This window comes from Pseudomonas sp. MG-9 (genome assembly GCF_018729515.1).
In the GTDB taxonomy this organism is placed as follows: Bacteria; Pseudomonadota; Gammaproteobacteria; order Pseudomonadales; family Pseudomonadaceae; genus Aquipseudomonas; species Aquipseudomonas serboccidentalis.
Window position 1 is genome coordinate 266097 of the sequence record NZ_JAHHZH010000007.1, and the last position, 26805, is coordinate 292901.

The 26805-nt window shown below is 61.0% G+C and carries 25 protein-coding genes and 8 tRNA genes; 8 read left to right on the forward strand and 25 right to left on the reverse strand.

The window, feature by feature from the left end:
- Positions 1-68: 68 nt before the first annotated feature.
- The 12 genes from KKQ10_RS19835 to KKQ10_RS19890 all read right to left on the reverse strand — a co-directional run bounded on the left by KKQ10_RS19835 (position 69) and on the right by KKQ10_RS19890 (position 11595).
- The gene (locus KKQ10_RS19835) at positions 69-665 is read right to left on the reverse strand and encodes a nucleotidyltransferase family protein (RefSeq protein ID WP_215502064.1); all 597 of its coding nucleotides are present in this window, start codon (positions 663-665) and stop codon (positions 69-71) included.
- Positions 662-1642 carry an XdhC family protein gene (locus KKQ10_RS19840; RefSeq protein WP_215502065.1) on the reverse strand — a complete coding sequence of 327 codons (981 nt, stop codon included), beginning with the start codon at positions 1640-1642 and terminating at the stop codon, positions 662-664. Before KKQ10_RS19840 ends, KKQ10_RS19835 begins: the two co-directional genes overlap by 4 nt.
- A complete protein-coding gene (locus tag KKQ10_RS19845; protein ID WP_215502066.1) occupies positions 1642-3963 on the reverse strand; it encodes a xanthine dehydrogenase family protein molybdopterin-binding subunit in 2322 nt (773 codons plus the stop codon). Before KKQ10_RS19845 ends, KKQ10_RS19840 begins: the two co-directional genes overlap by 1 nt.
- On the reverse strand, positions 3960-4430 hold the full coding sequence (locus KKQ10_RS19850) for a (2Fe-2S)-binding protein (protein WP_127648945.1): 471 nt from the start codon (positions 4428-4430) through the stop codon (positions 3960-3962). The genes KKQ10_RS19845 and KKQ10_RS19850 overlap by 4 nt, the downstream gene beginning before the upstream one ends.
- A gap of 310 nt (positions 4431-4740) precedes the next feature.
- Complete coding sequence (murB, locus tag KKQ10_RS19855; RefSeq protein ID WP_127648946.1) at positions 4741-5760, reverse strand: UDP-N-acetylmuramate dehydrogenase; 1020 nt, start codon at positions 5758-5760, stop codon at positions 4741-4743.
- Positions 5757-6221 carry a low molecular weight protein-tyrosine-phosphatase gene (locus tag KKQ10_RS19860; RefSeq protein ID WP_127648947.1) on the reverse strand — a complete coding sequence of 155 codons (465 nt, stop codon included), beginning with the start codon at positions 6219-6221 and terminating at the stop codon, positions 5757-5759. The genes murB and KKQ10_RS19860 overlap by 4 nt, the downstream gene beginning before the upstream one ends.
- The gene (gene kdsB / locus KKQ10_RS19865) at positions 6221-6985 is read right to left on the reverse strand and encodes a 3-deoxy-manno-octulosonate cytidylyltransferase (RefSeq protein WP_127648948.1); all 765 of its coding nucleotides are present in this window, start codon (positions 6983-6985) and stop codon (positions 6221-6223) included. The genes KKQ10_RS19860 and kdsB overlap by 1 nt, the downstream gene beginning before the upstream one ends.
- Positions 6982-7167 carry a Trm112 family protein gene (locus KKQ10_RS19870; protein ID WP_003174668.1) on the reverse strand — a complete coding sequence of 62 codons (186 nt, stop codon included), beginning with the start codon at positions 7165-7167 and terminating at the stop codon, positions 6982-6984. The genes kdsB and KKQ10_RS19870 overlap by 4 nt, the downstream gene beginning before the upstream one ends.
- A 21-nt stretch (positions 7168-7188) precedes the next feature.
- Complete coding sequence (gene lpxK / locus KKQ10_RS19875) at positions 7189-8199, reverse strand: tetraacyldisaccharide 4'-kinase (RefSeq protein WP_215502067.1); 1011 nt, start codon at positions 8197-8199, stop codon at positions 7189-7191.
- On the reverse strand, positions 8199-8627 hold the full coding sequence (gene pocB / locus KKQ10_RS19880) for a flagellar polar localization protein PocB (protein WP_123466824.1): 429 nt from the start codon (positions 8625-8627) through the stop codon (positions 8199-8201). Before pocB ends, lpxK begins: the two co-directional genes overlap by 1 nt.
- Complete coding sequence (pocA, locus tag KKQ10_RS19885; protein WP_164747844.1) at positions 8624-9259, reverse strand: flagellar polar localization protein PocA; 636 nt, start codon at positions 9257-9259, stop codon at positions 8624-8626. The genes pocB and pocA overlap by 4 nt, the downstream gene beginning before the upstream one ends.
- A 101-nt stretch (positions 9260-9360) precedes the next feature.
- On the reverse strand, positions 9361-11595 hold the full coding sequence (locus KKQ10_RS19890) for a DNA internalization-related competence protein ComEC/Rec2 (RefSeq protein ID WP_215502068.1): 2235 nt from the start codon (positions 11593-11595) through the stop codon (positions 9361-9363).
- Positions 11596-11730: 135 nt separating this feature from the next.
- On the opposite strand from KKQ10_RS19890, the gene KKQ10_RS19895 reads away from it, so the two are divergent.
- Positions 11731-12249, forward strand: coding sequence for a DUF2062 domain-containing protein (locus KKQ10_RS19895; protein WP_215502069.1), 519 nt, complete (start codon positions 11731-11733; stop codon positions 12247-12249).
- 194 nt (positions 12250-12443) lie between these two features.
- On the opposite strand, the gene KKQ10_RS19900 is transcribed toward KKQ10_RS19895, so the two are convergent.
- The 4 genes from KKQ10_RS19900 to KKQ10_RS19915 all read right to left on the reverse strand — a co-directional run bounded on the left by KKQ10_RS19900 (position 12444) and on the right by KKQ10_RS19915 (position 15612).
- On the reverse strand, positions 12444-13223 hold the full coding sequence (locus KKQ10_RS19900; protein ID WP_007908200.1) for an ABC transporter permease: 780 nt from the start codon (positions 13221-13223) through the stop codon (positions 12444-12446).
- On the reverse strand, positions 13220-14152 hold the full coding sequence (locus tag KKQ10_RS19905; RefSeq protein ID WP_215502070.1) for an ABC transporter ATP-binding protein: 933 nt from the start codon (positions 14150-14152) through the stop codon (positions 13220-13222). Before KKQ10_RS19905 ends, KKQ10_RS19900 begins: the two co-directional genes overlap by 4 nt.
- A 133-nt stretch (positions 14153-14285) precedes the next feature.
- Positions 14286-14909, reverse strand: coding sequence for a glutathione S-transferase family protein (locus KKQ10_RS19910; protein ID WP_215502071.1), 624 nt, complete (start codon positions 14907-14909; stop codon positions 14286-14288).
- 43 nt (positions 14910-14952) lie between these two features.
- Complete coding sequence (locus tag KKQ10_RS19915) at positions 14953-15612, reverse strand: transglutaminase-like domain-containing protein (protein ID WP_215502072.1); 660 nt, start codon at positions 15610-15612, stop codon at positions 14953-14955.
- Positions 15613-15860: 248 nt separating this feature from the next.
- Between KKQ10_RS19915 and KKQ10_RS19920 the strand changes: the two genes are divergently transcribed.
- Both KKQ10_RS19920 and KKQ10_RS19925 read left to right on the forward strand, forming a co-directional pair.
- The gene (locus KKQ10_RS19920) at positions 15861-18308 is read left to right on the forward strand and encodes an acyl-CoA dehydrogenase (RefSeq protein ID WP_215502073.1); all 2448 of its coding nucleotides are present in this window, start codon (positions 15861-15863) and stop codon (positions 18306-18308) included.
- Between the two features lie 89 nt (positions 18309-18397).
- Positions 18398-18805 carry a PA2817 family protein gene (locus KKQ10_RS19925; RefSeq protein ID WP_127648956.1) on the forward strand — a complete coding sequence of 136 codons (408 nt, stop codon included), beginning with the start codon at positions 18398-18400 and terminating at the stop codon, positions 18803-18805.
- A 117-nt stretch (positions 18806-18922) separates the two neighbouring features.
- Here KKQ10_RS19925 and KKQ10_RS19930 read toward each other — a convergent pair whose 3' ends face one another.
- The gene (locus tag KKQ10_RS19930) at positions 18923-19921 is read right to left on the reverse strand and encodes a LysR family transcriptional regulator (RefSeq protein ID WP_215502074.1); all 999 of its coding nucleotides are present in this window, start codon (positions 19919-19921) and stop codon (positions 18923-18925) included.
- A 90-nt stretch (positions 19922-20011) separates the two neighbouring features.
- Here KKQ10_RS19930 and KKQ10_RS19935 point away from each other — a divergent pair, with 90 nt between their 5' ends.
- From KKQ10_RS19935 to KKQ10_RS19950, 4 genes are all read left to right on the forward strand, one after another.
- Positions 20012-20638, forward strand: a complete 627-nt coding sequence (locus KKQ10_RS19935; RefSeq protein WP_215502075.1) for an alanyl-tRNA editing protein — start codon at positions 20012-20014, stop codon at positions 20636-20638.
- A gap of 90 nt (positions 20639-20728) precedes the next feature.
- Positions 20729-21499 carry a 2OG-Fe(II) oxygenase gene (locus tag KKQ10_RS19940; protein ID WP_215502076.1) on the forward strand — a complete coding sequence of 257 codons (771 nt, stop codon included), beginning with the start codon at positions 20729-20731 and terminating at the stop codon, positions 21497-21499.
- Position 21500: 1 nt separating this feature from the next.
- On the forward strand, positions 21501-22139 hold the full coding sequence (locus KKQ10_RS19945; RefSeq protein WP_127648959.1) for a LysE family translocator: 639 nt from the start codon (positions 21501-21503) through the stop codon (positions 22137-22139).
- Positions 22140-22339: 200 nt separating this feature from the next.
- Complete coding sequence (locus KKQ10_RS19950; protein ID WP_215502077.1) at positions 22340-24079, forward strand: dipeptidase; 1740 nt, start codon at positions 22340-22342, stop codon at positions 24077-24079.
- 131 nt (positions 24080-24210) lie between these two features.
- On the opposite strand, the gene KKQ10_RS19955 is transcribed toward KKQ10_RS19950, so the two are convergent.
- The 8 genes from KKQ10_RS19955 to KKQ10_RS19990 all read right to left on the reverse strand — a co-directional run bounded on the left by KKQ10_RS19955 (position 24211) and on the right by KKQ10_RS19990 (position 25244).
- Positions 24211-24286: transfer RNA gene (locus KKQ10_RS19955), tRNA-Gly, on the reverse strand.
- 2 nt (positions 24287-24288) lie between these two features.
- Positions 24289-24364, reverse strand: a tRNA-Glu gene (locus KKQ10_RS19960).
- Positions 24365-24520: 156 nt separating this feature from the next.
- A tRNA-Gly gene (locus KKQ10_RS19965) sits at positions 24521-24596 on the reverse strand.
- Between the two features lie 3 nt (positions 24597-24599).
- Positions 24600-24675 (reverse strand) — tRNA-Glu (locus KKQ10_RS19970).
- A gap of 156 nt (positions 24676-24831) precedes the next feature.
- Positions 24832-24907: transfer RNA gene (locus tag KKQ10_RS19975), tRNA-Gly, on the reverse strand.
- Positions 24908-24910: 3 nt separating this feature from the next.
- Positions 24911-24986 (reverse strand) — tRNA-Glu (locus KKQ10_RS19980).
- Positions 24987-25090: 104 nt separating this feature from the next.
- Positions 25091-25166, reverse strand: a tRNA-Gly gene (locus KKQ10_RS19985).
- 2 nt (positions 25167-25168) lie between these two features.
- A tRNA-Glu gene (locus tag KKQ10_RS19990) sits at positions 25169-25244 on the reverse strand.
- 384 nt (positions 25245-25628) lie between these two features.
- Between KKQ10_RS19990 and KKQ10_RS19995 the strand changes: the two genes are divergently transcribed.
- On the forward strand, positions 25629-26387 hold the full coding sequence (locus KKQ10_RS19995) for a hypothetical protein (RefSeq protein ID WP_174823772.1): 759 nt from the start codon (positions 25629-25631) through the stop codon (positions 26385-26387).
- Positions 26388-26805 lie beyond the last annotated feature (418 nt).

Sequence of the window (26805 nt, forward strand, 5' to 3'; positions counted from 1 at the left end):
CATTCAGAAGATCAAAAGATCGCTGCCTGCGGCGATCCCCTGTAAGAGCTGCCGCAGGCTGCGATCTTTTAATTCCCGGTAAACACCAACGCTTCAGGCACATCGATATCCCACACCACCCCGGGATCATCCACCGCCACCTCCACTACCCGCCCCTGCTTGAACAACAGCCTGGCGCCACGATCACCGCTCAAGGCCTGCAGCCCCGGTCCGAACGAACGCCCGAACCCCACCGGATGCCCGAACTCGCCCTCCTGTACCGGCACACTCACGGCGTCCTCAGCCATCGCCGTCACTACCCGTTCAATACTCGACGGCAAGATAAACGGCATATCGCCCAGCACAATCAACCAGCCATCCGCCTCCGGGCACGCCGCAACGCCAGCCGCAATGCTGTCGCCCATCCCGGTCGATTCAATCGACACCACGTCATAGCCATAAGCCTGCGCCATGCGCATCACCTGCGGTCGCGCTTCTGTGGTCACCAGCACCCGCTTGTCGAGATTGGCCGGAAGGTTCAGCAACACCTGCTCGATCACCGAACGCACCGCGCCATCGCGCCCGGTGCAATCGGCCAGCAGCTTGTCTTTATCGGCACCGGCAACCTGGCGAAAACGACTACCCTCGCCCGCCGCCAGTACAATCACTGCGATGGATCGACTCATGCTCCCTCCACGGCTTTCTTCTGTTTCAACTCGACGCCGTTCTTGATCGCGACAATCTCCGCCAACAACGACAGGGCAATCTCCGCTGGCGAATGGCTGCCGATGTGCAAGCCTATCGGCCCGTGCAGACGGTTGATCGCCTCAGGTGACAAGCCTAGCTGAGCCAGATTGTTCCGGCGCTTCTGGCTGTTGACCCGCGACCCGAGCGCACCGACATAGAACGCCGGCGAATCGAGTGCGGTGAGCAACGCCATGTCGTCCAGGCGTGGATCGTGGGTCAGCGCAACGATGGCCGTGCGCTCGTCGGTCTGAATGCTCAACACGGCATCATCCGGCATGCCCGGGACAAAACGGCCGTGGTGCTCTTCCCAGCCGTAGACGAACTCCGTGCGCGGATCGCAGATCAGCACTTCGAAATCCAGCAGCCGGGCCATGTCGGCCACGTAACGCGACAGCTGTCCGGCGCCGATCAACAGCAGACGCCAGCGCGGGCCATAAATGGCGCGCAGGGTTTTGCCGTCGAATGCCAGCGCATCGGATTTGCTCGCCGCCGACAGCAGCACCTCACCGGTTTCGATGTTCAGCTCACGCGCAACAATCTCGTGGGCCTCACAACGGGCGAGCAACTCGGCAACCCACGCTGGATCACCGACCCGCTCTTCGGTCAGGCGCAACGTGCCGCCACAGGGCAAGCCGAACCGCGCGGCCTCCTCCCGGGTGACGCCGTAGGTAATCAGCTGCACCGGTGGCCCGTCGCTGGCGATGCGCCCGTCGTGCAGACGCGCGATCAGGTCATCCTCGACACAGCCGCCCGACACCGAGCCGATCACCACGCCGTCCTCGCGCAATGCCAGCATCGCCCCCGGCGCCCGCGGCGCTGTGCCCCAGGTCTGCACCACGCTGAACAGCACCACCCGCTGCCCGGCACGGCGCCATTCGAGCACGCTGCGCAGGACGTTGAGATCGGCGCTGTCCATTACGCCTGCGCCTTCTGCCAGCCCTGCAACTGATAGCGCACCGGCAGATTGCGGATGCGCTGGCCGGTGGCGGCGAAGATCGCATTGCACAGCGCTGGCGCAATCGGTGGCACGCCCGGCTCACCGACGCCGCCCAACGGCACATCGCCCGGCGGCGTCACCAGATGCACGGCGACTTCCTTCGGCGCCAGCGACATGCGCGCCACTTCGTACATATGGAAGTTGTCCTGCTGGACCTTGCCATCCTTGAAACTGATTTCACCCAGCACCGCGTTGCCCAGGCCCATCACACAGGCGCCTTCGAACTGCGAGCGGATGCGTTCAGGGTTGATCTGCGGCCCGCAATCGACGGCGATGTCAGCCTTGTGCACGATCAGCGTGCCGTCGTCCTTGACCTCGACTTCGATCACCGCTGCCACATAAGTGACGAAACTGTAGTGCACCGCCAGCCCCAAGCCTCGACCCTTGGGCAATGTGCGCCCCCAACCGGCAGCCTTGGCTGCGGTTTCCAGCACGGTGCGCATGCGCCCAGTGTCGATCGGATAGCGCTCGGGGGACTCTCCGTAGTTCCACTCCTCGCTCAGGGTGCGCGGATCGATCTGCCGATCGGGGCCGAGCAACTTGATCTGATACTTGAGCGGATCCACACCCGCCTTGTGCGCCAGTTCATCGACGAAACTCTGGATCGCGAAACCGTGCGGAATGTTCGACACCGAGCGATACCAGCCGACGCGGGTGTGCACCGCGGCTTCAGGGTTTTCCAGACGCACATTGGGAATCGCGTAGGCCATGTTGGTGAAGCCCATGCCCAGTTCGAAGGCTGCTTCATGGTTCATGCCCGGCGCGAACAGCGCGGTGATGCTCGGCGCCACGGTGCGATGCAACCAGCCGGACGGCATGCCGTCCTTGCCGACAGCGGCCTTCAGGTACTCGGCAGACACCGTGTGGAAATACGAGTTGTGGATGTCATCCTCGCGCGTCCATTGCACCCGCACGGCTTTGCCGGGGAACTCCTTGGCGAGGATCGCGGCTTCGACGACGAAATCCGGTTTCGATTTGCGGCCGAAACCACCACCCAGCAGCGTGACGTTGAAGGTAACGTTATCGAACGGCAGCCCCAGGCGTTCGGCGATGCGTTCGCGGGTCACCTGTGGCGCCTGACTCGGCGCCCAGGCCTCACACACGCCGTCGTTGTATCGCGCGATGGCGACCATCGGCTCCATCGGCGCCTGAGCCAGATGCGGCAAATAGTAGGAGGCTTCGAGGCTGCTGGCGGCGCCGCTCAAGGCCTTGTCGATATCGCCGGTGTTGCGCACCACTTTGCCGGGTTTACGCGACGCGGCTTCCAGTTTCTGGCGGTAAGCGACCGAGTCGTAACTGGCATTCGGGCCGTCGTCCCATTCGATTTTCAGCGCCTCGCGGCCCTTGATCGCCGCCCAGGTATTGCTGGCCACCACCGCCACGCCGCCCAGCGGCTGGAATTCCGAAGGCAGTGGACGGCTTTCGATCTGCAGCACTTTGAGCACGCCCGGAACCTTCAGCGCCGCGCTGTCATCCAGCGACTTGACCTTGCCGCCGTACACCGCCGGACGGGCGATGGTGGCGTAGAGCATGCCGTCAAAATGCACGTCAGCACCGTACACCGCGCGGCCATTGACGATGTCGGCACCGTCGATAGCCTTGGTGCCTTCCTTGCCGATGTAGCGGAATTCCGACGGCTGCTTGAGGCGCAGGCTGTCACGCGCCGGCACCGCCAGCGCACTGGCGGCAGCGGCGAGTTCGCCATAGCCCAGCTCACGGCCGGACGGTTTGTGAATGACCTTGTGCAACTGCGCCTGGCACTCGCCCACCGGCACCTTCCACTGCGCGGCGGCGGCTTGCTCCAGCATGGTCCGGGCGGCTGCGCCGCAACGGCGCATCGGTTCATACCAGTGGCGCATGCTGCGCGAACCGTCGGTGTCCTGGTTGCCGAACCGCACTTCATCGCCCGGTGCCTGTTGCACTTTGACCTTGGCCCAATCGGCGTCCAGTTCGTCGGCGACCACCATGGTCAGGCTGGTGCGCACACCCTGGCCCATTTCCGAGCGGTTGCAGACCACGGTGACCGTACCGTCCGCGGCAATGCTGACGTAGACCTTCGGATCGTCGATCCAGCCGTTGGGCATGCCGTCGGCGCCAAATTTCTTCGGTGCGTCTTCAGCCAACGCGTCCTGCCAGCCCCAACTGGCGGCCAGCACCAACGCACCGGTCGCGCCGACGCCTTTGAGAAAGCCACGGCGGCTGAGGTTGCTCAGGGCGAAATCATTCGGCAAGCGGCTCATGCCTTGGCCTCCTTGAGGTGAGTGGAGGCCTGGCGGATAGCGGTCTTGATCCGGTTGTAGGTGCCGCAACGGCAAATGTTGCCGACCATCGCCTCTTCAATCTGCTCGTCGCTCGGATTGGGGTTGGTCTTGAGCAACGCGGTGGCAGACATGATCTGCCCACCCTGACAGAAACCGCACTGCGCCACGGCGCTGTCGAGCCAGGCTTGCTGCACGACCTGGCCAACCGGATCGGCATGCAGGTTGTCGATGGTGCTGACGTTCTGCCCGATCACCGAGCCGATCGGCGTGATGCAGCTACGAGCCGGCAAGCCGTCGATATGAATGGTGCAGGCGCCGCACAGGCCCATGCCGCAGCCGAATTTGGTGCCGTTGTAACCGGCGACATCACGGATAGCCCACAGCAGCGGCATGTCTTCGGTGACATCCAGTTGGTGATCCTGGCCATTGAGTTTCAGGGTAATCATGGGCACGCCCGCATATTTTTGGTGGTTATGGGGTCGAGCAATCTGCCGCCAGAGGCTGGCACTGGTTCACGCAGATCGACTCAGGCTAATCGGCTCTCTTGTGCCGACGCGAACGTCTGCACCGGGCCTTTGGTGAAGCAAATGACGGTTATCGTTAGCTGGCTAAGTTAACCCACCGTTAACAAAAAAGCCCTGCTGAGACAGGGCTTTTCAGTTGCAAGTTTCTAGCTACAAGCTGCAAGCAAAAGCAGGAGCTGGCTCACGATCAAGATTGTAGCTCGCCGCTAAAAACTTGAGGCTCGTAGCTGCATTAATAGCGGTTGGGCTCCATTTCCAGCTCGACATTGAAACGTTCGGCAATATCTTTCTGGATGCGTTGCGCCAGATCCAGCAGTTGCAGGCCGGTGGCCGCGCCGTAGTTGACCAGCACCAGCGCCTGCAATTTATGCACACCGGCATCGGCCTCGCGAAAGCCCTTCCAGCCAGCGCGCTCGATCAGCCAGCCGGCGGCCAGCTTCATCTGCCCGTCCGGTTGCGCGTAGGCCACCAGATCCGGGTGCTGCTGCTTGATCTGCGCCACCAGCGCCGCCGAGACCAGCGGGTTCTTGAAGAAGCTGCCGGCATTGCCGAGCACCGCCGGGTCCGGCAGTTTTTCGCTACGGATGCTGCAGATCGCGCGGCTGACGTCGGTAGGCGTCGGTTGCTCGATGCCCTGCTCGGTCAGGCGCTGACGCACCGGGCCGTACTCCAGATGCAGGTGGGCGATGCGATCGAGCTTGAAGCGCACACGCAGGATCAGCCAGCGCCCCGGCTGCTGCTTGAACAGGCTGTCGCGGTAGGCGAAGTTGCATTCTTCCAGGCTGAAGTCGCGCAGCTCGCCGGTCTGGCGATCCAGCGCGGTGAGGCCGGCGAACACGTCCTTGATCTCGACACCGTAGGCACCGATGTTCTGCATCGGCGCAGCGCCCACGGTGCCGGGGATCAGGCTGAGGTTTTCCAGACCGGAAAAACCCTGCGCCAGCGTGTGCTGCACGAACGGATGCCACGGTTCGCCGGCTTCGGCCTCGATCACCACGCGGCTGCCGTCATCGCTGATCAGCCGAATGCCACGGGTGCCCATGCGCAGCACCAGCGCCGGGATATCAGCGGTCAGCAACAGATTGCTGCCGCCACCGATCACCAGCAACGGCAGGTCATGGGCAGTCGCATAGGCCAGCGCCTCACGGACATCGTTGTCGCTGTGGGCCTCGGCAAACAACTGCGCGCGAACGTCCACGCCAAAACTGTTGAACGGTTTCAGCGAAACCTGTGGTTGCAGCTGCAAACTCATAACCGGCCCTTCACTTCGATCAACAGTTGGTCACACGCCGCCTCGATCAGATCCAGTACCTGCTCGAAGCCTTGATCGCCGTCGTAATACGGATCCGGCACTTCATCGACCACACCGGCATAACGGCGCAGGAACAGGTCCAGCTCGGCTTTGCCGGTGGACGGTCGCAGCGCCTTGAGGTTGCGCAGGTTGCTGTTGTCCATGGCCAGAATCAGGTCGTAACTGGCGAAATCGGCGCGGCTGACCTGCTGCGCGCGCTGCGCCGACAGGTCATACCCACGCACCTTGGCCGCCGCCTGGCTGCGCTTGTCCGGCGGGTTGCCGACGTGCCAGTCACCGGTACCGGCAGAGGCCACTTCGACCTGATCGGCCAGCCCGGCTTCGCGCAGTTTGTGGCGCAACACGCCTTCAGCGGTGGGCGAACGGCAGATGTTGCCCAGGCACACGAACAGAACGCGCATCAGGCCCCCAGCAGGCGACGAACGCGCTCGAGGTCTTCAACGGTGTCGACGCCGGTTGGCGGCGCGATCAGCGCATCGGCCACATGAATCCGCACGCCATGCCACAGCGCACGCAGTTGCTCGAGGGATTCGGTGTTTTCCAGCCAGCACGGGCCCCAGTTCACGAAGTCCTGGAGGAACCCGGCGCGGTAGGCATAAATGCCGATGTGCCGACGGTATGGCACGCCTTCAGGCAACTGCTCGCGGCTCTTGGCGAAGGCATCGCGCGCCCACGGCAAGGTTGCGCGACTGAAGGTCAGCGCCAGACCGTTGATGTCGCTGACGACCTTGACCACGTTCGGGTTGAACAAGGTGTCCACGTCTTCGATCGGCTCGGCCAGCGTGGCCATGCGCGCTTCGGTGTGGGCCGCGAGGTTGGCCGCAACCTGATCGATCACGCTCGGCGGGATCAATGGCTCGTCGCCCTGCACATTGACCACGATCGCGTCAGGCGCCAGGCCCAGTTTTGCCGCGACCTCAGCCAGACGGTCGGTCCCGGAATTGTGATCTTCACGGGTCAGCACCACTTCAGCGCCGAACCCCTGGCACGCCTCGACGATGCGTGCATCGTCAGTCGCCACCACCACACGGGTGGCGCTGCTTTTACTCGCCTGTTCCCAGACATGCTGGATCATCGGCTTGCCGGCGATGTCCAGCAACGGCTTGCCCGGCAGGCGGGTCGAGGCGTAGCGCGACGGGATGACAACGGTGAAAGCAGTGGTCATTTATCCAGACGCTCGTCGGTGGTCAGGGTGCGCGCTTCGCTTTCGAGCATCACCGGGATGCCGTCGCGAATCGGATAGGCCAGACCTGCGCCCTTGCTGATCAGTTCGGTCTTGTCGGCGCTGAGCTTGAGCGGGCCTTTGCAGATCGGGCACGCGAGGATGTCGAGCAATTTGGTGTCCATGAACATTCCCTGGATAAAGAGTTAAGGCAAAAGACGATCAGGCAACAGGCGCATCAGTTGGGTGTCGAACCAGGCCACGAAGGCCGGTGACGGCTCAGCATCGACCGCCAGATACCACCAGTCGTCAGCAGCGAAGGCACGGCACTTCACCGCGTCCTTTTCGGTCATCACCAACGGCAATGACGGTGTGAAATTCAAGGCCTGCACGCTGTATTCGGCGTGGTCGGCAAACGCATGGGGGATTGCCCGCCAGTCTAGCGCTTCGAGGGTATTGAAGAAACGTTGCGGATTGCCGATCCCGGCCACCGCGTGTACAGATTGACCGGGCGCAAAATGATCCAGCGGCTTGCGCTCGCCGCTGCGCAGATTGACCAGTGCGCTCGGTTGCAGGCGAAACGCGAAGCCATCGTCGCGGTCGGCCGTGGCGCCGTTGAACAGCACGCCGTCGACGCTTTGCAAGCGCTCTATTGGCTCGCGCAACGGACCTGCCGGCAGGCAACGCTTGTTACCAAGGCCACGGGCGGCATCAATCAGCACCAGTTCCAGATCCCGGGCCAGACGGTAATGCTGCATGCCGTCATCGGACAGGATCAGATCCAGCGGTTCACTGGCGAGCAAGGCTTTGACTGCTGCGCTGCGATCAGGGTCGATCATCAGCGGCACGCCGGTGCGCTGCACGATCAACAGCGGTTCGTCGCCCGCGATATCGGCGCCTTGATCAGCCTCGACCCGCCACGGCAGCTGCGGCGGTTTGGCGCCATAACCACGGCTGACCACGCCGACGCGCAAACCGCTGCGCCGGCAGTGTTCGATCAGCCACAGGATCATCGGCGTCTTGCCGGTGCCGCCGACGGTAATGTTACCGACCACGATCAGCGGCACCGATGGCTGGTAGATCTGGCCTTCGCCGTCGAGAAAGCGCTGGCGCTTGTTGATCACCACGCGGCGATAGAGCATTTCCAGCGGCCGCAGCAGCGTCAGGGCCGGATGCCCCTGATACCACGCGGCGAGCAAACGATCGGACAGGCTCATCAGGATTTGGGCGCCGCCTCGACCGTGGTCATGCGCAGATGGCTGAAACCGAGCTTGCCGGCCGCGTCCATGGCGGTGATCACCGATTGGTGCTGAGTCTTGCCGTCGGCACTGATCGACAACGGCATGTTGGTGTCACCGTTGGCTTCTTTCTGCATGGCTTCCATCAGCGTCGCCAGATCGTTCTTCGGCAGAATCTTGTTGTTCACCGAGAACACGCCTTCGGCGCTGATCGCGACATCCAGTTGCTTGAGCTGCTGGTCTTCGGCGGGCGACCCGCTGACTGACTCTGGCAGATCGACACGCAATTGGGTCTCGCGGGTGAAGGTGGTGGTCACGACGAAAAACAGCAGCAGGATGAACACCACGTCAATCAGCGACGCGAGGTTGATGTCCACCGTTTCCCGAGGTTTGCGACGGAATTTCACGCTTTGCCTCCGGCCAGATCGACATCACGGTCGCCCTGCACCACTTCGACCAGTTTGATCGCTTCCTGCTCCATGCCCACCACCAACTCGTCGATGCGGCGTTGCAGGAAACGGTGGAAGAACACCGACGGAATACCGACCATCAGGCCCGCCGCCGTGGTGATCAGCGCCTTGGAAATACCGCCGGCCAGCACCGATGCATTGGTGGTCATACCGGAGCCGGTGAAGGCACTGAAAATGTCGATCATGCCCAGCACCGTACCCAGCAGGCCGAGCAGCGGCGCCATGGCAGCAATGGTGCCCAGCGCGTTGACGTAGCGTTCCAGCTCGTGGATCACCCGCCCGGCGGCTTCTTCGATGCATTCCTTCATGATCTCGCGACCATGTTTGGAATTGGCCAGGCCCGCGGCGAGGATTTCACCCAGCGGCGAATTGGCGCGCAGTTCCTTGAGTTTTTCTTTATTGAGCTGCTTGTCCTTGATCCAGACCCAGACCTGGCCCAGCAGATGCTCGGGGGTGACGCGACTGGCGCGCAGGGTCCACAGGCGCTCGGCGACAATCGCCATGGCCGCGATGGAACTCAGAATGATCGGCAACATCATCCAGCCGCCGGATTTGACCAATTCCCACACAGTGACAGTCCCCTCGAAAAAGTGCGCCACTTTACCATACCGGTTCGCGATTAAGACCCGCTGCCCCGACGACCGTGATGTCGCAACCGTGCCTGTGCCGATCAACGGGCCGACGCGGGTGGATCACGCCAGAAACGCCGCTGCTGGCGCATTGTCCATGGCGCGCTGAAGGTCCCCAGTTGCAGATGAATGGCGCCGTGCTCGGCGCTGTCGTAAATGCGCAGCCGCTGTTTGCGATAACGCGCAAGTACGGTGGGGTGCGGGTGGCCGAATGAATTGCCCTGACCTCGGGAAATCAGCACCGCATCGGGCTGCAGCGTTTTGAGCAACGCCATGGACGAGGAGCTGCGGCTGCCATGATGCGGCGCCTGCAGCCATTGCGTGGGAACCGCCAGCGGGCTGTCGAGCAGGACCTGCTCGGCGTGGGTGTCGATATCTCCCGTTAGTAGCAGGCGCTCGCCATTGGCCTCGATCTGCAATACACAGGAACGCTGGTTGCTGTCGTGGGCGGCCGACCACTGCCAGAGCTGGAACCGCACGCCGTCCCATTGCCATTGCCGGCCACTGTCACACGTCCCGGCGTTCAGCTCGGCGGGCAATCCCGGCGGGTCGCCGCTGATGACCTGCGCGACCGGCAAGCGACGCGCCACCGCCAAAGCGCCACCGGCATGATCGGCATCGGCATGGCTGAGCAACATCAGATCCAGATGTTCGACGCCGAGCTTGCGCAGCGCCGGCAACACCACCCGCTCGCCGAGATCGAAATCGCCGAAACGCGGCCCGGCGTCGTACAGCACGGCGTGATTGCGGGTGCGGATCAGAATCGCCAGGCCCTGGCCAACATCGAGTTGCCAGATATCGGCCACACGCTCCGGCAGTCGCTCACGGGGTGGCACCACCAGCATCAAGAGCAACGGCCAGTCCAACGGCCGCATCGGCACGCCACGTGGCAACAGCAACAGCAGCGCGCCGAGGCTGCCCAGTGTCCAGACCCACCACGAAACCGCGGCTGGAATCCACGCCGGCCATTGTCCGGCAATCAGCGCCAGCCCGCGAAACAGCGCATCGATCATTCCACCCGCCAGCCACAGCAGACCTTCGCCGACATAGGGCACCGGCAACAACGCAGTGCCGAGCAGCGCCGGTGGCAACACTACGAAGCTGACCCACGGCACCGCCAGCAAATTCGCCAGCGGGCCACTGAGGCTGATCGGCAGGTTCAGCGCCAGCAACACCGGGCACAGGCCAAGCGCGATCAGCCATTGCGCGCGGGTCCAGGTCTGCCACCAGCGCCACGCGCCGAGGCGGCTGCCGAAGGTGAAAATCAACACCGCCACCGCCGCGAAAGACAGCCAGAAACCCGGGCGCAGACTGGCCAGCGGGTCAAGCAACAGCACCGCATTGAACGCCAGCAACAGCGGCCACCACGCGCCGAGATGACGCAAACGCAGACGCCACAGCAGCACCAGCCCGACCATCACGCAGGCCCGCTGCACCGGCACCTCAAATCCGGCCAGCAACCCGTAACCGACTGCCGCCGCAAACGCCAGACCGCAGGCCCAAGGCAGCCATGGCCAGCGCAACGGCCACAACCCAAAACGCGCCAGCCCGGCGACCAACAGATACATCACCGCCGCCAACAGTCCGATGTGCTGGCCGGAAATCACCAGCAAATGCACGGTGCCAGTGTCCTGCAGCGTCTGCCAATCCTCACGGCTGAGCCCGGAACCGTCGCCCAGCACCAGCGCCGCCAATGCACCGCTCCGGCCTTGGGCGTCCACCTCAAGCAAGCGCTGACGAATGTGGTCGCGCCATGCCCAACTCGCCTCGGCCAGGCGTTGACCGTCCTTGACCGTGCCGGTCGCGCCGATGCGTTGCGCCAGCAGCCAGGCTTCGTAATCGAAGGCATCGGGATTGAGCAAACCGCCGGGACGCTTGAGCTTCACCGCCAGGCGCCAGCGCTCGCCGCTGTTGACCGGCGGCCCGGCATACCACGCCAGACGCATCAACGACGGCAGTTTCTCGTGCCGCGAGCGGGCATCGGCCAACTCGAAACGCACCACCCCGTCGCTGGACTGCGGCAAGCCCACCACCCGCCCCTCGACCCAGCGTGTTTCGCCATCAAGTTGCCTGGGCAGCCGATCGTTCAGCGCCCACTGCGCGCTGACGCACGCCCAGGTGAAACCGAACAGGCAAAACGCCAGCGGGTAGCTGCGAAACGGCAGCAACATCAGCCCCACCACGGGCAACAACATCAGCAACCCGACCGGTGGTAAAACCGGCAAGAAAACCACCACCAGCAGACCGGCTGCCAGCGCCATCATCCCTGTGCGCATACGCCCGTCCTTGAGAGTCCCTCCTTAGGCGTAGCTGGCGCGGCGCATGCTCGTCGTCAACAATTGTCACAAAGTCTGAATGGGCGCTTCGTAGAATCCAGACATACTTGCCGCCTTAACCGACCGAGAAGCCTTATGCCCCGGCGCTTATTCAAACGTTACATGCCCGATCCGACGAGCATCAGGGAACACAAATCCTTACGCTTTCTCGGCAAGTTGCTGCATGACCCGAACCTCTGGCACCTCAATCGTCACTCGGTGGCCCGGGCGATGGCGGTCGGTCTGTTCGCCGCGTTCCTGCCGATTCCGGCGCAGATGCTGGTGGCGGCCGCGCTGGCGATCACCGTGCGGGGCAACATGCCGATTGCCGTCAGCCTGGTATGGCTGACCAATCCGATCACCATGCCGGCGGTGTTCTTCTGCACTTATCAGGCCGGGGCCTGGTTGATGGACGTCCCCGCCCGCACCTTGCCTGACTCGTTGACCTGGGAATGGATCAGCGGCGAACTCTCGACGTTGTGGCAGCCGTTCTTGCTCGGTTCGGTGGTGTGCGGCCTGGTGCTCGGCGCCCTCGCCTACTTCGTGGTGATGCTGTACTGGCGCTGGTGGGTGGCCCGGCAATGGGCGCGACGCAAGAAAAGCCGCAAGACATAAATGCAAAACGGCCTCCGCAAGGGAGGCCGTTTGGCTGTGTGCTGTCTGGTCTGACACGAGCGCTTGCAGACAAGCTCCCACAGGAAGATCGGTTTCACCTGTAGGAGCTGCCGCAGGCTGCGATCTTTTGATCTTGATTCCTAAAGTCAAAAGATCGCAGCCTGCGGCAGCTCCTACAGGGATATTGCGGTCGATCAGGTCCGCATCCCGCGCCCACTCACCAGCAACCGCGCACAACCGAGATACAACACCACGGTCGCCACCAGCATGAAGGTGATCGCAATGCCGATGCGGATATCCGACACCCCGAGAATGCCGTAGCGAAAGGCGTTGACCATGTGCAGTACCGGGTTGGCCAGCGACACGGTCTGCCAGAACGGCGGCAGCAAGGTGATCGAGTAGAACACCCCGCCCAGGTACGTCAGCGGCGTCAGCACAAACGTCGGGATGATCGAAATATCATCGAAGTTGCGCGCAAACACCGCGTTGATGAAGCCCAGCAGCGAGAAGATCGTCGCCGTCAGCACCACCACGAGGATGGTCACGCCGAGGTGATGCACCTGCAGATGCGTGAAGAACAGCGACAGAATCGTCACGATCACGCCAACCATCAGACCACGCAACACACCGCCGATGGTGAAGCCGATCAGAATCGTGTGCGGCGACACGGGCGACACCATCAGCTCTTCGATGGAGCGCTGGAACTTGCTGCCGAAGAAACTCGAGACCACGTTGCCGTAGGAGTTGGTGATCACCGACATCATGATCAGCCCCGGCACGATGTACTCCATGTAAGTGAAGCCCCCCATGTCGCCGATCTGTCGACCAATCAGGTTACCGAAGATCACGAAATACAGAACCATGGTGATCGCCGGCGGCAGCAGCGTCTGCGGCCAGATCCGCGTGAAGCGTTTGACCTCGCGGTAAACGATGGTCTGCAGGGCGACGAGGTTGGGACGGAATTCGGAACTCATACCGCCACCTTCGACAGATTTTTCTCCACCAGGGACACGAACAGCTCCTCGAGGCGATTGGTTTTGTTACGCAGGCTCAGCACTTCGATGTTCTGCTGCGCCAACTGAGTGAACAGCGCGGTGATGCCCATGGATTTGTCGACCTGGACTTCCAGGGTATGGCTGTCGATCAACCGGGCGGGATAGCCGATCAGTTGCGGCGCGGCGCTCAAGTCGTTTTTCAGGTCCAGCAGGAAGGTCTCGACGTGCAGCTGGCCCAGCAACTGTTTCATGCTGGTGTTCTCGACGATGGTGCCGTGGTCGATGATGGCGATGTTGCGGCACAGTTGTTCAGCCTCTTCCAGATAATGCGTGGTGAGGATGATGGTGATGCCTTTCTGGTTCAGTTCGGTGAGGAACGTCCACATCGAACGACGCAGCTCGATGTCGACGCCTGCGGTCGGCTCGTCGAGGATCAACAGGCGTGGCTCATGCACCAGCGCACGGGCAATCATCAGGCGCCGCTTCATGCCGCCGGACAGCGAACGCGACGGCACATCGCGTTTGTCCCACAGCCCGAGCTGGGTCAGGTACTGCTCGGCGCGTTCCTTGGCGATCTTCGCCGGAATGCCGTAGTAACCGGCCTGGGTCACGACGATGTCGAAGGTCTTTTCGAACTGGTTGAAGTTGAATTCCTGAGGCACCACGCCGATCGAGCGCTTGAGCGCTGCGGGGTTCTTGTCCAGGTCATGGCCGAAGATATTAACCGTGCCGCTGGTCTTGTTCACCAGGGTCGAGAGAATGCCGATGGTCGTGGACTTGCCGGCACCGTTAGGGCCGAGCAAGGCGAAAAAATCACCTTCGGCAACATCCAGATCGATACCACTCAAGGCCTGGAACCCGTTGCCGTAGGTTTTGGTTAGCTGCCGGATGGACAGAGCGGAACTCATATCTGATTTACGCACCAAGAAGGGAAAAAAAGGAAAGGTTAGGCCGGGCGGCGAACAAAACAACCACGGCACATGAGCGCAATGGTGCTTGCCGCCGCCACACAAGTACAGTCAAGTGTGTTGATAGTTATTATCAAGTCAACGCGGTCATAACCGCTTTCTGATAGGCCGGCCGCTGCTTCAAACGTGCGTACCAAGCCTCCAGGTGCGGCTGCGAGGTGCGCTCGATAGGCATTTCGAACCAGGCATAAATGAAACTGCCGAGGGGAATATCGCCCATGCCGATTTCGTTTCCGGACAAATACGGCTGGCTGGCGAGCGCCTGATCGGCCATGGCCAGCAGCGCCGTGCACTCCTTGATCGCGGCGTTGATCGCAGGCCAGTCCTGCTTGTCCGCCGGCGTGCGCAAGACACCCCAGAACACGGTGCGGAACGGCCCGGCAAAACTCGAGGTGGTCCAGTCCATCCATTTGTCAGCGATGGCTCGGCTCTGCGGGTCCGCCGAGTACCACGCACTGTTCGGCGCATGCTTGGCCAGCAGGTAACGCACGATGGCGTTGGACTCCCACAGCACAAAGCCGTCATCCTCGATCACCGGTACCCGGCCGTTCGGATTCATCGCCCGATACTCAGGCGTATCGACCACACCGAAGGCACCCCCGGCGTCAATCGCCTCGTAGGCCAGGCCAAGCTCCTCGGCGGCCCACAGTGGCTTCCTGACATTCGATGAATTTTTCCGTCCCCAGATCTTCAGCATGACCGCCTCTTTTCAAGTGAGTGGGCGAGCAGCATACGCCGGATCAGACACGGCTCAAATCCGTCTGCATATCACCCAGGGTCTTCGCTTGTTGTCCGCCGAACAGATGCGGGTAGCACTTTTCCAGGTGTTCGAAGAAGAACTGCTCCGGCACATCGCTGAACTGGCCGTGATCGACCAGGTACTCCATCAAATGCGCGCCGTCGCGGTTGTACGGGTGGAACACGCTGTCGTTGATCCCGTCGAACTCCAGCGGCGCGACGTTGAACAACTCGCAGAGTTGCTGGTTGAAGGCCGGCGTGGCTTTGACCCAGCGATCGTTGAGGAACAGCTCGGTGTAGCCGTGCATGGCGAACACGTCACTGCGCAGCAGCTCCAGCAGACGCGGAGTCGACAGGTGGTTCCTGACGTCAGCCAGACCGATGCGCGCGGGAATGCCGCAATGCCGCGCACACCCGGCGAGCAACGTGGCTTTGGGCACGCAATAGCTTTCCCCGGTCGCCAAGGCATGGCTGCCACACAGGGTTTGCGGGTCGAGGCTGAACGTATACGGGTTGTAGCGCACCGCTTCGCGCACGGCGTAATAGAGACTGATCGCCTGCGCGAGCGGGTCGCGACTGGCACCCCGATGTCGTTCGGCGAACTCCACCACCGCCGGGTGGTCACTATCGATGAAGCGGCCGGGGTTCAGATACTCGCGCATGACGTTTTTCTCCTGGGTGAGTCCCGAGTCTAGCGACAGCTCAAGCACAGAGATAACGACGTTTCGGCCAAACATGCACGCAAAGGCGCGGGATTAGCGAACGAATTCCTACAGGTGTTGCCCACCGAACCTACGAAAACCATCCGGGGTTTCCCACGATTTCAATCACCTTGCTCTGACCACCCGGTTTTACAGATGCCGTCTAAGCTCTGGAGGGTCGATTTGCCTTGGTTCACGGAGGACTGAATATGCTGTTGTTGTGGATACTGGTTTTGATCGTTGGCGTGGCGTATCTCGCCCACCGGCGCATCGCCCCGCTGCCCGCGTTGGGCATCGTTGCCGTCTACCTGCTGGCGATGGGTATTTTCAGTCATGCACCGGGCTGGTTGTTGCTGGTGTTCTGGGTCCTGCTGGCGGTGGTCGCCGCGCCGTTGCTGCTGCCTGACCTGCGCCGCAAGCACTTCACCGCGCCGCTGTTCAACTGGTTCCAGAAGACCCTGCCGCCGATGTCGCAGACCGAACGCGACGCGATCGATGCCGGCACCGTGTGGTGGGACGGTGAACTGTTCAGCGGTCGTCCGGACTGGGACAAACTGCTGTCGTATCCCAAGGTCCAGTTGACCGAGGAAGAACAGGCCTTCATCGACGGCCCGACCGAAGAACTCTGCGCAATGGTCACTGACTGGCAGATCGGCCAGTCGATGGACCTGCCGCCCGAAGCCTGGAGCCACATCAAGGAACACGGTTTCTTCGCCCTGATCATTCCCAAGGAATTCGGCGGCAAGGGCTTTTCCGCCTATGCCCACTCGCAAGTGGCGATGAAGCTCGCGACCCGCAGCGGCGACCTCGCCTCCACCGTGATGGTGCCCAACTCCCTCGGCCCGGCCGAACTGCTGCTGCATTACGGCACCGATGAACAACGCAATCACTACCTGCCACGGCTGGCCCGTGGCGACGACATTCCGTGCTTCGCCCTCACTGGTCCGCTGGCAGGCTCCGATGCAGGTGCCATGCCGGACACCGGGATCATCTGCAAGGGCCAGTGGGAGGGCCAGGAAGTCATCGGCCTGCGCCTGAACTGGGAAAAACGCTACATCACCCTCGGCCCGGTAGCGACCCTGCTCGGCCTGGCCTTCAAGGCTTATGACCCGGACCATCTGCTGGGCGACAAGAGCGATCTGGGAATCAGCCTGGCGCTGATTCCCACCGACACACCGGGCGTGGAAATCGGCCGTCGCCACCTGCCACTGGGTGCCGCGTTCATGAACGGCCCGAACTCGGGTAAAGACGTGTTCATCCCGCTGGACTACCTCATCGGCGGCCAGGAAATGCTCGGCAAGGGCTGGATGATGCTGATGAACTGCCTGTCGGTCGGGCGTTCGATTTCACTGCCGGCAGTGGGCACAGGTGCGGCCAAGTTCACCAGTCTGGTGACCGGTCAATACGCGCAGATTCGTGAGCAGTTCAACGTACCGCTGTCGGCCTTCGAAGGCATTCAGGAAGCCATGGCTCGCATCGGCGGCAATGCCTGGATGATGGACGCAGCGCGCATGCTCACCGCCAACGCGGTGGATCTGGGCGAGAAACCGTCGGTGCTGTCGGCGATCCTCAAGTATCACCTGACCGAACGCGGCCGCGAGTGCATCAGCCACGCCATGGACGTGCACGGCGGCAAGGCCATCATCATGGGCCCGAACAACTACCTCGGACGCAGCTGGAATGGCGCACCGATCTTCATCACCGTGGAAGGCGCGAACATCCTCTCGCGCAACCTGATGATCTTCGGTCAGGGCGCCATTCGCTGCCATCCGTTCGTCCTCAAGGAAATGGCCCTCGCCGGACGCGAGGACAAGGAACAGGCACTGAAAGAATTCGACGGCCTGCTGCTCAAGCACATCGGTTTTGCGGTGGGCAACGCGGCCAGCACGCTGGTGCTGAACCTGGGCTTCGGCCACTTCGAGCCTGCGCCCGGGGACAAGATCAGTCAGGGCTACTTCCGCGCACTCAACCGTCAGGCCGCAGCCTTCGCAATGCTGGCCGACTTCAGCATGATGCTGCTGGGCGGCGAACTGAAACGCCGCGAACGCCTGTCGGCGCGTCTCGGCGATGTATTGAGCAACCTGTACCTGGCCTCCGCCGCGCTCAAGCGTTATCACGATCTGGATTCGCCGGCGCATATGGAACCGCTGTTCCGCTGGGCCATGGAAGAAAGCCTCGGCCAGTCGGAGCGCGCGCTGGATGAGTTGCTGAGCAACTTCCCGAACAAGCTGTTCGGCTGCCTGTTGCGAGTGATCGTGTTCCCGTTCGGCCGTCGCCACAAAGGGCCGTCGGACAGGCTCGGCGCCGAAGTTGCCGCCGTGATCGGCCGCGCCAAAGGCGATCCGACCCTCGAAGAACTGCTCGCCGGCTGCTATCGCCCGCAGTCCGCTGACGACGCCGTCGGTGCCCTGCAACATGCCAGCGATCTGCTGAGCGCGGTACAGCCGCTGCACAAGAAACTGCACACTTCGCTCAAGAGCGGCCAGGTCAAACCGCTGGCGGGTGAACACGCTATCGATGCGGCGCTGGAGGCCGGGGTGTTGCAACCGCAGGAAGCACAGAGCCTGCGCGATGCCGAAGCGGCACGGCGCAAGGTGATCGACGTCGATGATTTCGACAAGGAAGAGCTGAAACAGGCAGAGGGCAAAGTCCGCTGATCCTGACAACCGTGTAGCTGTTTATTTGTGAAAAACGGGCGCGAGGGCTTTATACTCCCGCGCCCGTTTTGCTCTTGAGGACTTATCTCGTGTCCAACGTCGTCGCCGATCATCTTGTTTTGCTCGACCACCTGCGCAGTATCCTGGTCGCCGTAGGTGAGGCCGAACAGGTTCCCGAAGAAAGCCATGCCTTGTTCCTGGAGCGCTTCGACGAACTGCTGAAGTCACTGCCGATCGATCCGATCGAAAGCCAGTATCTGGGCCAGGACATCCTGACCCAAGTGATTACCCGTTACCCACAAATTGCCCACCTGATCCCGCGGGATCTGCTGTGGTTCTTCGCTGGCGACTGCCTGCACTACCTGTCCGATGAAGAAATCGACCTGTACCAGGCGCTGGAAGAACGTCGCTACGAAGCCGAACAGAACGACGAACCGTTCGACTGGAATCAGGAAAAACAGCTGCTGGCGATGTCTGCACAAGACAGCAAGCACTAAGCTTCCAAAGATCAAAAGATCGCAGCCTGCGGCAGCTCCTACAGGGGATTGTGTGCATCCGTTTCCACGGTCGTACACAGTCAATGCAGGAGCTGCCGCAGGCTGCGATCTTTTGCTTTAAAGAAGCCCTTCACTCTCCGGCAGCTCATACGCCATCGCCAGATTGTGCGACGCGCCCGCCTTGCCTGGCTTGCTCAATGTCGGCTCCTTCTCCAGACACTCCACCAGATAATCGATGAACACCCGCAGCTTCGGCGGCAGATAGCGCGTCGGCGAATGCAGTAACCACAGGCCGCCGTGGTAGGACGCCAGGAATGTCCACTCCGGCAACACCTGCACAATCAACTTCTGCTCCAGCGCATAACGCGCAGTGAAATACGGCAGGCTGCCGATACCGATGTGCTGCAACACGGCCCCCAGGCGCACGCCGGTATGGTTGGCGGCATAGCGGCCACGCACGCCGACCGTCACCGCCTTGCTGCCCTTCTTGAATTTCCAGCGTGCATCGCTCGGGGTTTCGCCCAGATAGATGCAGCTGTGATTGAGCAGGTCATGCGGATGCGTCGGGGTGCCGTGTTCGGCGAGGTATTGCGGGGTGGCGCAGAGCAAATGGTCGATAGTCAGCAACTGACGCCCGACCAGACCTGCCGGCGGACGATCAGTAATACGAATCGCCAGATCGACATGATCGTCGATCAGATCAACCTGGCGGTCCTCCAAGAGCAACTCGACATCGACCTTAGGATAACGCCGCAGAAACTCGGGCATGTGCGGATGAATCACGAAGCGCCCGACCGCTTTCGGCACGCTGACGCGCACCAGCCCTTCCGCCTCATGGGTGAACTGGCCACTGATCTCCATCACCGACTTGGCGGCGCTGACCATCTCCTGACAACGCTTGAACACTTCTTCGCCACCGTCACTCAAGCGCAGTTTGCGTGTGGTGCGCTGCAGCAAACGCGTGGCCAAGGCTTTTTCCAGGCGGGAAATGCTGCGACTGATCGCCGACGGCGACGACCCCAGTTGGCGGGCCGCCTCGGAGAAGCTGCCGGTCTCCACGACCTTGACGAAGATCGCCATTTCACCGAGCAGTGGCAGCGGAAGATTGATGCTCACAGCGCACAAGTCCTTTGATGTTTGAACGGATTATCACGTTATTGCACGATTCATATAATAAAAATAGAAACTTTAATAAGGGCATGGAATATGACGCTTCGCCTCTTTTTCCATAGTGATGACCTCAAGGCTAATGTGGAAGTCCTCGACTGCACGCCCCACGAGAACGAATTTGCCGTGGTGCTGCGCGCCACGCTGTTTCATCCGCAGGGTGGTGGTCAGCCTTGCGACACCGGCATGATCGGCGAAAGCCAGGTGCTGCGCGTGGTCCAGGAACCGGACCGGATCGTGCATTACGTCGACCGCCCGGTGCCCCCCGGGATGACCTGCATCCACGTTGATGAGCAACGTCGCCGCTATAACACGCGCATGCATTCGGCCGGGCACCTGATCGGGCACTTCGTGCAGGCCATGGGCTGGACGCCGATCAAGGCGCACCACTGGCCAGACGAAGGCCGGGTACAGTTCAAACCGGGTGATACGGCACAAGAAGTCGACGCGCCAACCGTTCAATACGGTATCAATCAGTGGATTGAACACGATTTGCCACGCCTGACCTCGCTGCGTGAAGGCGCGCGGGAAATCGGCTTTGGCGAACTGCCAGCCTATGGCTGCGGCGGTACCCATGTACGTAGCCTGAAGGATTTGGGCACAGTCACGATCGCCTCCCTTTCGCAGAAGAAAGGCACGTTATCCGTCCACTACAGCGTGGATTAAGCATTTCGGGCGCTGCCCCGTGCAGCGTTCGACGCCGGGGGAACCGCACTCGCAGGTTCCGTTGACTATCGATAGATGGACCTAAAAACAATGATGCTAGACGTCGAGCGTCTCGATGAGACGTGCATAAAAAAACTGGCCAACGAAGAAGTCCTCGCCATTCGCGTCAAAGGCTTTTTGCCCGAGCCGCTGGCGATCCAGATTGGCGACAAGATTCTTGCTCCGGGCTTCGACGGCTACATCAACGCGCCGAGCATCGGCCGGATCGGCATGGCGTTTTACGAGGCGGAAAACCAGCCGTTGCTGATCGAGGACTACTTCGAACGCGCCACCAGCAACATCGCCGAACTGCGCGAGCGTTGTGCGCCCTACTCCTCACCAGTCGATACCCTGCGCTGCATGCTCGATGAGTCATGGCCGGCCGGTGCGCACCTGGAAAACCTCTACGGCCGCAAGATGTATGTCGGCCTGTCGCGGGTGGTCAAACCCGGCGTGTGCTTCCTCGCCCATCACGACATTTTCGCCAAGGACGCGCCGGACAGCTTTCAGGCCCGCAGCCTGGAGGCGCAGTTCGCCTGCAACGTGTACCTGAACATGCCGACCGAGGGCGGTGCGTTGCAGATGTGGGACGACGACATCACCCCGGATCAGTTCGACGAGATGCGCGGCGACAGCTACGGCATCGACCCGGCGCTACTCGGCCCGCCATCCCTTGAGGTGCGGCCGGAGCCGGGCGATTTCATCATGTTCAATTCGCGCTGCATGCACTCGGTCACCCCGGGTGTGGCGGATCCGCGGCTGAGCCTTTCCTTCTTTGTCGGCTATCGCGGCAATGCTTCACCCCTGACCTTCTGGAGCTGAGATGCTATCGAACTACCTGGGCGAGTTTCTGGCACTGGCCACCATCCACTTTCTGGCCGTGGTTGCTCCCGGCCCGGACTTCGCCGTGACCATCCGCCAGAGCGTGCGCTTCGGCCGGCTGGTGGGCATTTGTACGGCACTGGGCATCGGCGCAGGCATTTCCGTGCACGTTCTTTACACCTTGCTCGGCGTTGGTGCTCTCATGCACACCACCCCGTGGTTGCTGACGGTAGCCAAGGTCGTCGGCGGCGCCTACATCTTTTACCTCGGCATTTGCCTGATTCGCAGCAAGCCGAAAACCACACTCGAGGGCGAAAAGAACACGGAGGAACCGCTGGTCGAGCAGTCGCTGTTCAAGGCGTTCAGCACCGGTTTTCTGACCAATGCCACGAACCCCAAGGCCACGCTGTTTTTCCTGGCGATCTTCACCACGATCATCAGCGCCAGCACGCCGCTTGAAATCCAGGCGCTGTATGGGGTGTGGATGTGTTTCGTCAACGCGCTGTGGTTCGTGATCGTCGCGCTGTTCTTTTCCAGCAGCCGGGTGCGCAACCTGTTCATGCGCATGGGCCATTGGTTCGAACGCAGCATGGGCGTGATCCTGATTCTGTTCGCCGGCAGGCTGGTGCTGTCGATGTAAATGCTGCGCTCAAACAAAAGGCCCGATCAGTTGAACACCGGTCGGGCCTTTTTCGTTTGTGCGCCGCTTTTGCATTTCTGTGCGACGGATCCCACTTCCGGGACTCCCCTTCAACACCTTGGCGGTGTTAGTTTGGAAAAGATTTGTTTCAACTTTCAAACACTTCCCACTCAACTGCCTGCAAAGGAATGCCCACTGCAATGAATTTTTCTCTCAAGCGCCTCGCCGCTACCAGCCTGATCCTGGCCAGCTTTTCTGCGTTCACCTTGCCTGCGCAGGCCAACATCACCTCGCAACAGAGCGCAGCCATTCTCAAGAGTTTCGATGAGGCGAGCGTCACCGACTTCCGCCAGTTTCTGGGTGCTGTAGGCAAGAGCGATCTGGGTAAAACCGACAACCTCGGCCCGGCGATCAATGCCTTTCTCGACAACAAGACCCCGACCGCCGAACAACAGAACGAGATCTACCGCCTGTTGGGCATTTACACCCGTGTGAAGTACGGCAAGGTCGCCCCCGAAACCCTGCGCGAACTGGTGGAAATTCCGACCTACCGCAAAGAAGGCGTGGCCCAGCACGACAATCCCGAGTTCATCAAGATCGCCGAAAAGATCAAGACTCTGGCCGAATCGTTCAACCTCAAATTCCGCAACGTCGACAACCGCGTCTATGAAATCACCCTCGACGGCAGTGGCGACGAAGTCGTGGGCATTCACGCGCATGCCGACGTGGTGCCGGTCACCCCGGAAAACTGGGTACTGAAAGACGGCACCAAACTCGACCCGTTCAAGGTGACGCTGATCGGCGATCGCATGTACGGCCGTGGCACCGAAGACGACAAGAACGGCATCGTCGTCGCGCTGTATGCGATGAAGGTGATCAAGGAAGAAAAGCTGCCACTGGCGCGCAATTTCAAACTGCTGGTGGACACCACCGAAGAAACCACCGGTGACGCGATCCCGTACTACTTCGAACACAACCCGACGCCGAACTACAACATGGCGCTGGACGGCGGCTACCCGGTGGTCATTGCCGAGAAAGGCTACGGCACGATCATGGCGAAATTCGCCAAACGCAAAGCCGAGGGCAAAGGGGCGGAAATCACCTCGATGACCGGCGGCATGGCGGCAAACCAGATTCCTTCGGCTTCAGTCGTCACCCTGGTTACCGACAAGCCTGCCGAGCTGGCGACCCGTCTGCAAAAGGCTGGCAATGAATACGTCAAACAGCAGGGTGGCGACTTCCAGGTGACGGCCAAAGTGGATGGCAAGCATGTCAAACTGACGGTGACCGGCGTTTCCGCGCACTCTTCCGAACCCGAGTCCGGCGTCAACCCGGTCGCGCGGATGCTGAGTTTCATTAACGGCCTGGACGGCAAGATCGCCCTCAAACACAACCAGTTTACCGACGCTGCCCGTTACGCCGCCGATAACTGGGGCCTGGATTACCTGGGCAATAAACTCGGGGTCGGCTTCTCCGATGCGTTCATGGGCCCGCTGACCACGTCCCTGACCTATGTGGGCGAAGATGACCAAGCGTTCAAACTGGCCGTCAACCTGCGGGTGCCGAAGGGCAAGTCGCCAGACGTCCTGAAAAAGCAAATCTCCGACAAACTGAGCGCCTGGAGCAGCAAGAACCACGTTGCGGTGACTTTCGATTATTCGATCGCCGAACCGATGTACCGCAACCCGGAAGGCGAATGGGTGAAAGCGCTGCTGGCGGTGGCCAGTGAAAACCTGGGCATGAAGCACGAGTTCGGTACTTCGGCCGGTGCGACATCGGTACATGAACTGCCGAATGGCGTGCAATTCGGCCTCGCCCGACCTGAAGTCAAATACACCGGTCACACCGACGGTGAGTTCAAGACGGTTGACCAGTTCCTGCTGGACCTGCAGATCGTCACCGAAATGATGGGGCGTGTCGGCCAACTGCCGAAGCTCTGATGAGCGCGGGCTCGCTGATACAGCGGGCCTGACGCGAAAACAAAAAAGGACCCGAAGGTCCTTTTTTGTTGCGCGACAAATGCTGCACAAACAAAAACGCCGATCATCACTGATCGGCGTTTTTGTGAAATTGGAGCGGGAAACGAGACTCGAACTCGCGACCCCGACCTTGGCAAGGTCGTGCTCTACCAACTGAGCTATTCCCGCAATGGCGTCCCCTAGGGGACTCGAACCCCTGTTACCGCCGTGAAAGGGCGGTGTCCTAGGCCACTAGACGAAGGGGACACGCTACCCGGAACACATGGTGTGTGTTTCGGTGCCCAGCGCCCTGTCCGAAGACCGGGTTCTGGTTTCACTCAGCCCCGCCCGAAAGCAGCGCTGTTTAAAACTGAATCTGGAAACAAAACGCCGCTCATCACTGAGCGGCGTTTTATTTGAATTTGGAGCGGGAAACGAGACTCGAACTCGCGACCCCGACCTTGGCAAGGTCGTGCTCTACCAACTGAGCTATTCCCGCAAATGGCGTCCCCTAGGGGACTCGAACCCCTGTTACCGCCGTGAAAGGGCGGTGTCCTAGGCCACTAGACGAAGGGGACACGCTACCCGGAACACATGGTGTGTGTTTCGGTGTCCAGCGCCCTGTCCGAAGACCGGGTTCTGGTTTCACTCAGCCCCGCCCGAAAGCAGCGCTGTTTAAAACTGAATCTGGAAACAAAACGCCGCTCATCACTGAGCGGCGTTTTGTTTGAATTTGGAGCGGGAAACGAGACTCGAACTCGCGACCCCGACCTTGGCAAGGTCGTGCTCTACCAACTGAGCTATTCCCGCAAATGGCGTCCCCTAGGGGACTCGAACCCCTGTTACCGCCGTGAAAGGGCGGTGTCCTAGGCCACTAGACGAAGGGGACACGCTACCCGGAACACATGGTGTGTGTTTCGGTGCCCAGATCCATGCCCGAAGACTTGGCTCTGGTTTCACTCAGCACCGCCCGAAAGCAGTGCTGTTTAAAATTGGAGCGGGAAACGAGACTCGAACTCGCGACCCCGACCTTGGCAAGGTCGTGCTCTACCAACTGAGCTATTCCCGCATTGGCGTCCCCTAGGGGACTCGAACCCCTGTTACCGCCGTGAAAGGGCGGTGTCCTAGGCCACTAGACGAAGGGGACACGCTACAACATTCACTCCCTGCCGCGTTTCGCTGTGTGCTTTACGCTGCAAGTGGCGCGCATTCTATGGATGGATTGAGGGGTCGTCAACCCCCAGATATAAATTTATTTAAATCAATGACTTCGACCTGCTTTCAGGCCCCACACAGGCTTTTCCGTCGTCTGAGGTTTGACGCCTATATTCCGCCACTCGCCAAGACGCTATAGTCCGCAACACGGTGATGGCAATCTGCACCCCAAGCGCCAGCATTCATATAAGCAGCGCCCGGCCGATATAGATTGCATCTGCCGAACCAACTCGTCGAGTGGCGCTAGGCGCAAAAATGCCAAGCCACTACACTCGCATGCGAACCCTATAAAGAGGTCTTACCGGTGACACCACTCATGATCACCCTGCTAGTCATAGCCGGGATCGCAATTCTGATCGCCATTGGCTACATGAACCATGTGGTGGAAAACAACAAACTGGAGAAGGCCCGCACCAAAGTCGAACTCAACGACCGCCTGCGCCGCTGCGGCGAACTGACCGAAACCTTCCCCGGCCAGTTCATGACCCCGGCGCTCAAGCTGCTGCTGACACGCCTGGAACTGAACGTATGCCAGCGCCTGCTGAACCTGGAAAAAACCAGCGCCACCACCAAGGCACGCATCACCGAACTGAGCGCACTGGTAGCCCAGGGCGAATCGATCCCGGTCAACAACCCACCGGCACCGATCCTGACCGAAGTCAAAGCCAAGGACGTACGCTTCCTGCTCGAAGCCCTGCACGGCCAGATCACCCGCGCCGCCCATGACGGCTTCCTGGCACCGAACGAAGCCAAACACTGGATCAAGGAAGTCCGGCATATTCTGGTATTGCTGCACATCGAATTCTTCAACAACCTCGGCCAACAATCCCTGCAACAAAACCAACCCGGCCAGGCCCGCCTCGCCTTCGAACGCGGCGTGCAATACCTGCGCAAACAGCAGGACCCGCAGATGTACTCGGAACAACTGCAATACCTGGAAAAACTCCTGGCCCGCGCCAACGCCCAGGTCATGGACAAGATTGCCCCGGTCGAAGGCGAAGTGAACCAATTGACCGAAGGCCTCAAAGAAGTCGAAGCCGATGCGGACTGGAAAAAGAAAGTGATCTACGACTGATGGTCAAAAGTTAAAGAGAAGCCACCGAGAGGTGGCTTTTTTGTTGGTGGCTGGCTGGCGTCCAGTGAGTACACTCAATTAGATATTGGTCGGCTGTCAGGCAGCCTTCGCGAGCAAGCTCGCTCCCACAATTGGATTGGGTGCGGTCAGTCAGAGATTGGTCGGCTGTCAGGCCGCCATCGCGAGCAGGCTCGCTCCTACAATTGGATCGGGTGCGGTCAGTTAGAGATTGGTCGGCTGTCAGACCGCCTTCGCGAGCAGGCTCGCTCCTACAGTGACCGCGTACCCCCAAATAGGCCGAGTGTCAGCTCGCCTCGCTTTTGATCTGCAGGCCCCGTCGGCAGGCTGAGTGGAGGGATTCATCCGGGGATGGGAGCGCAGCGACCGTTCGACGAAGTCGAACACATCGAGAGGAGGT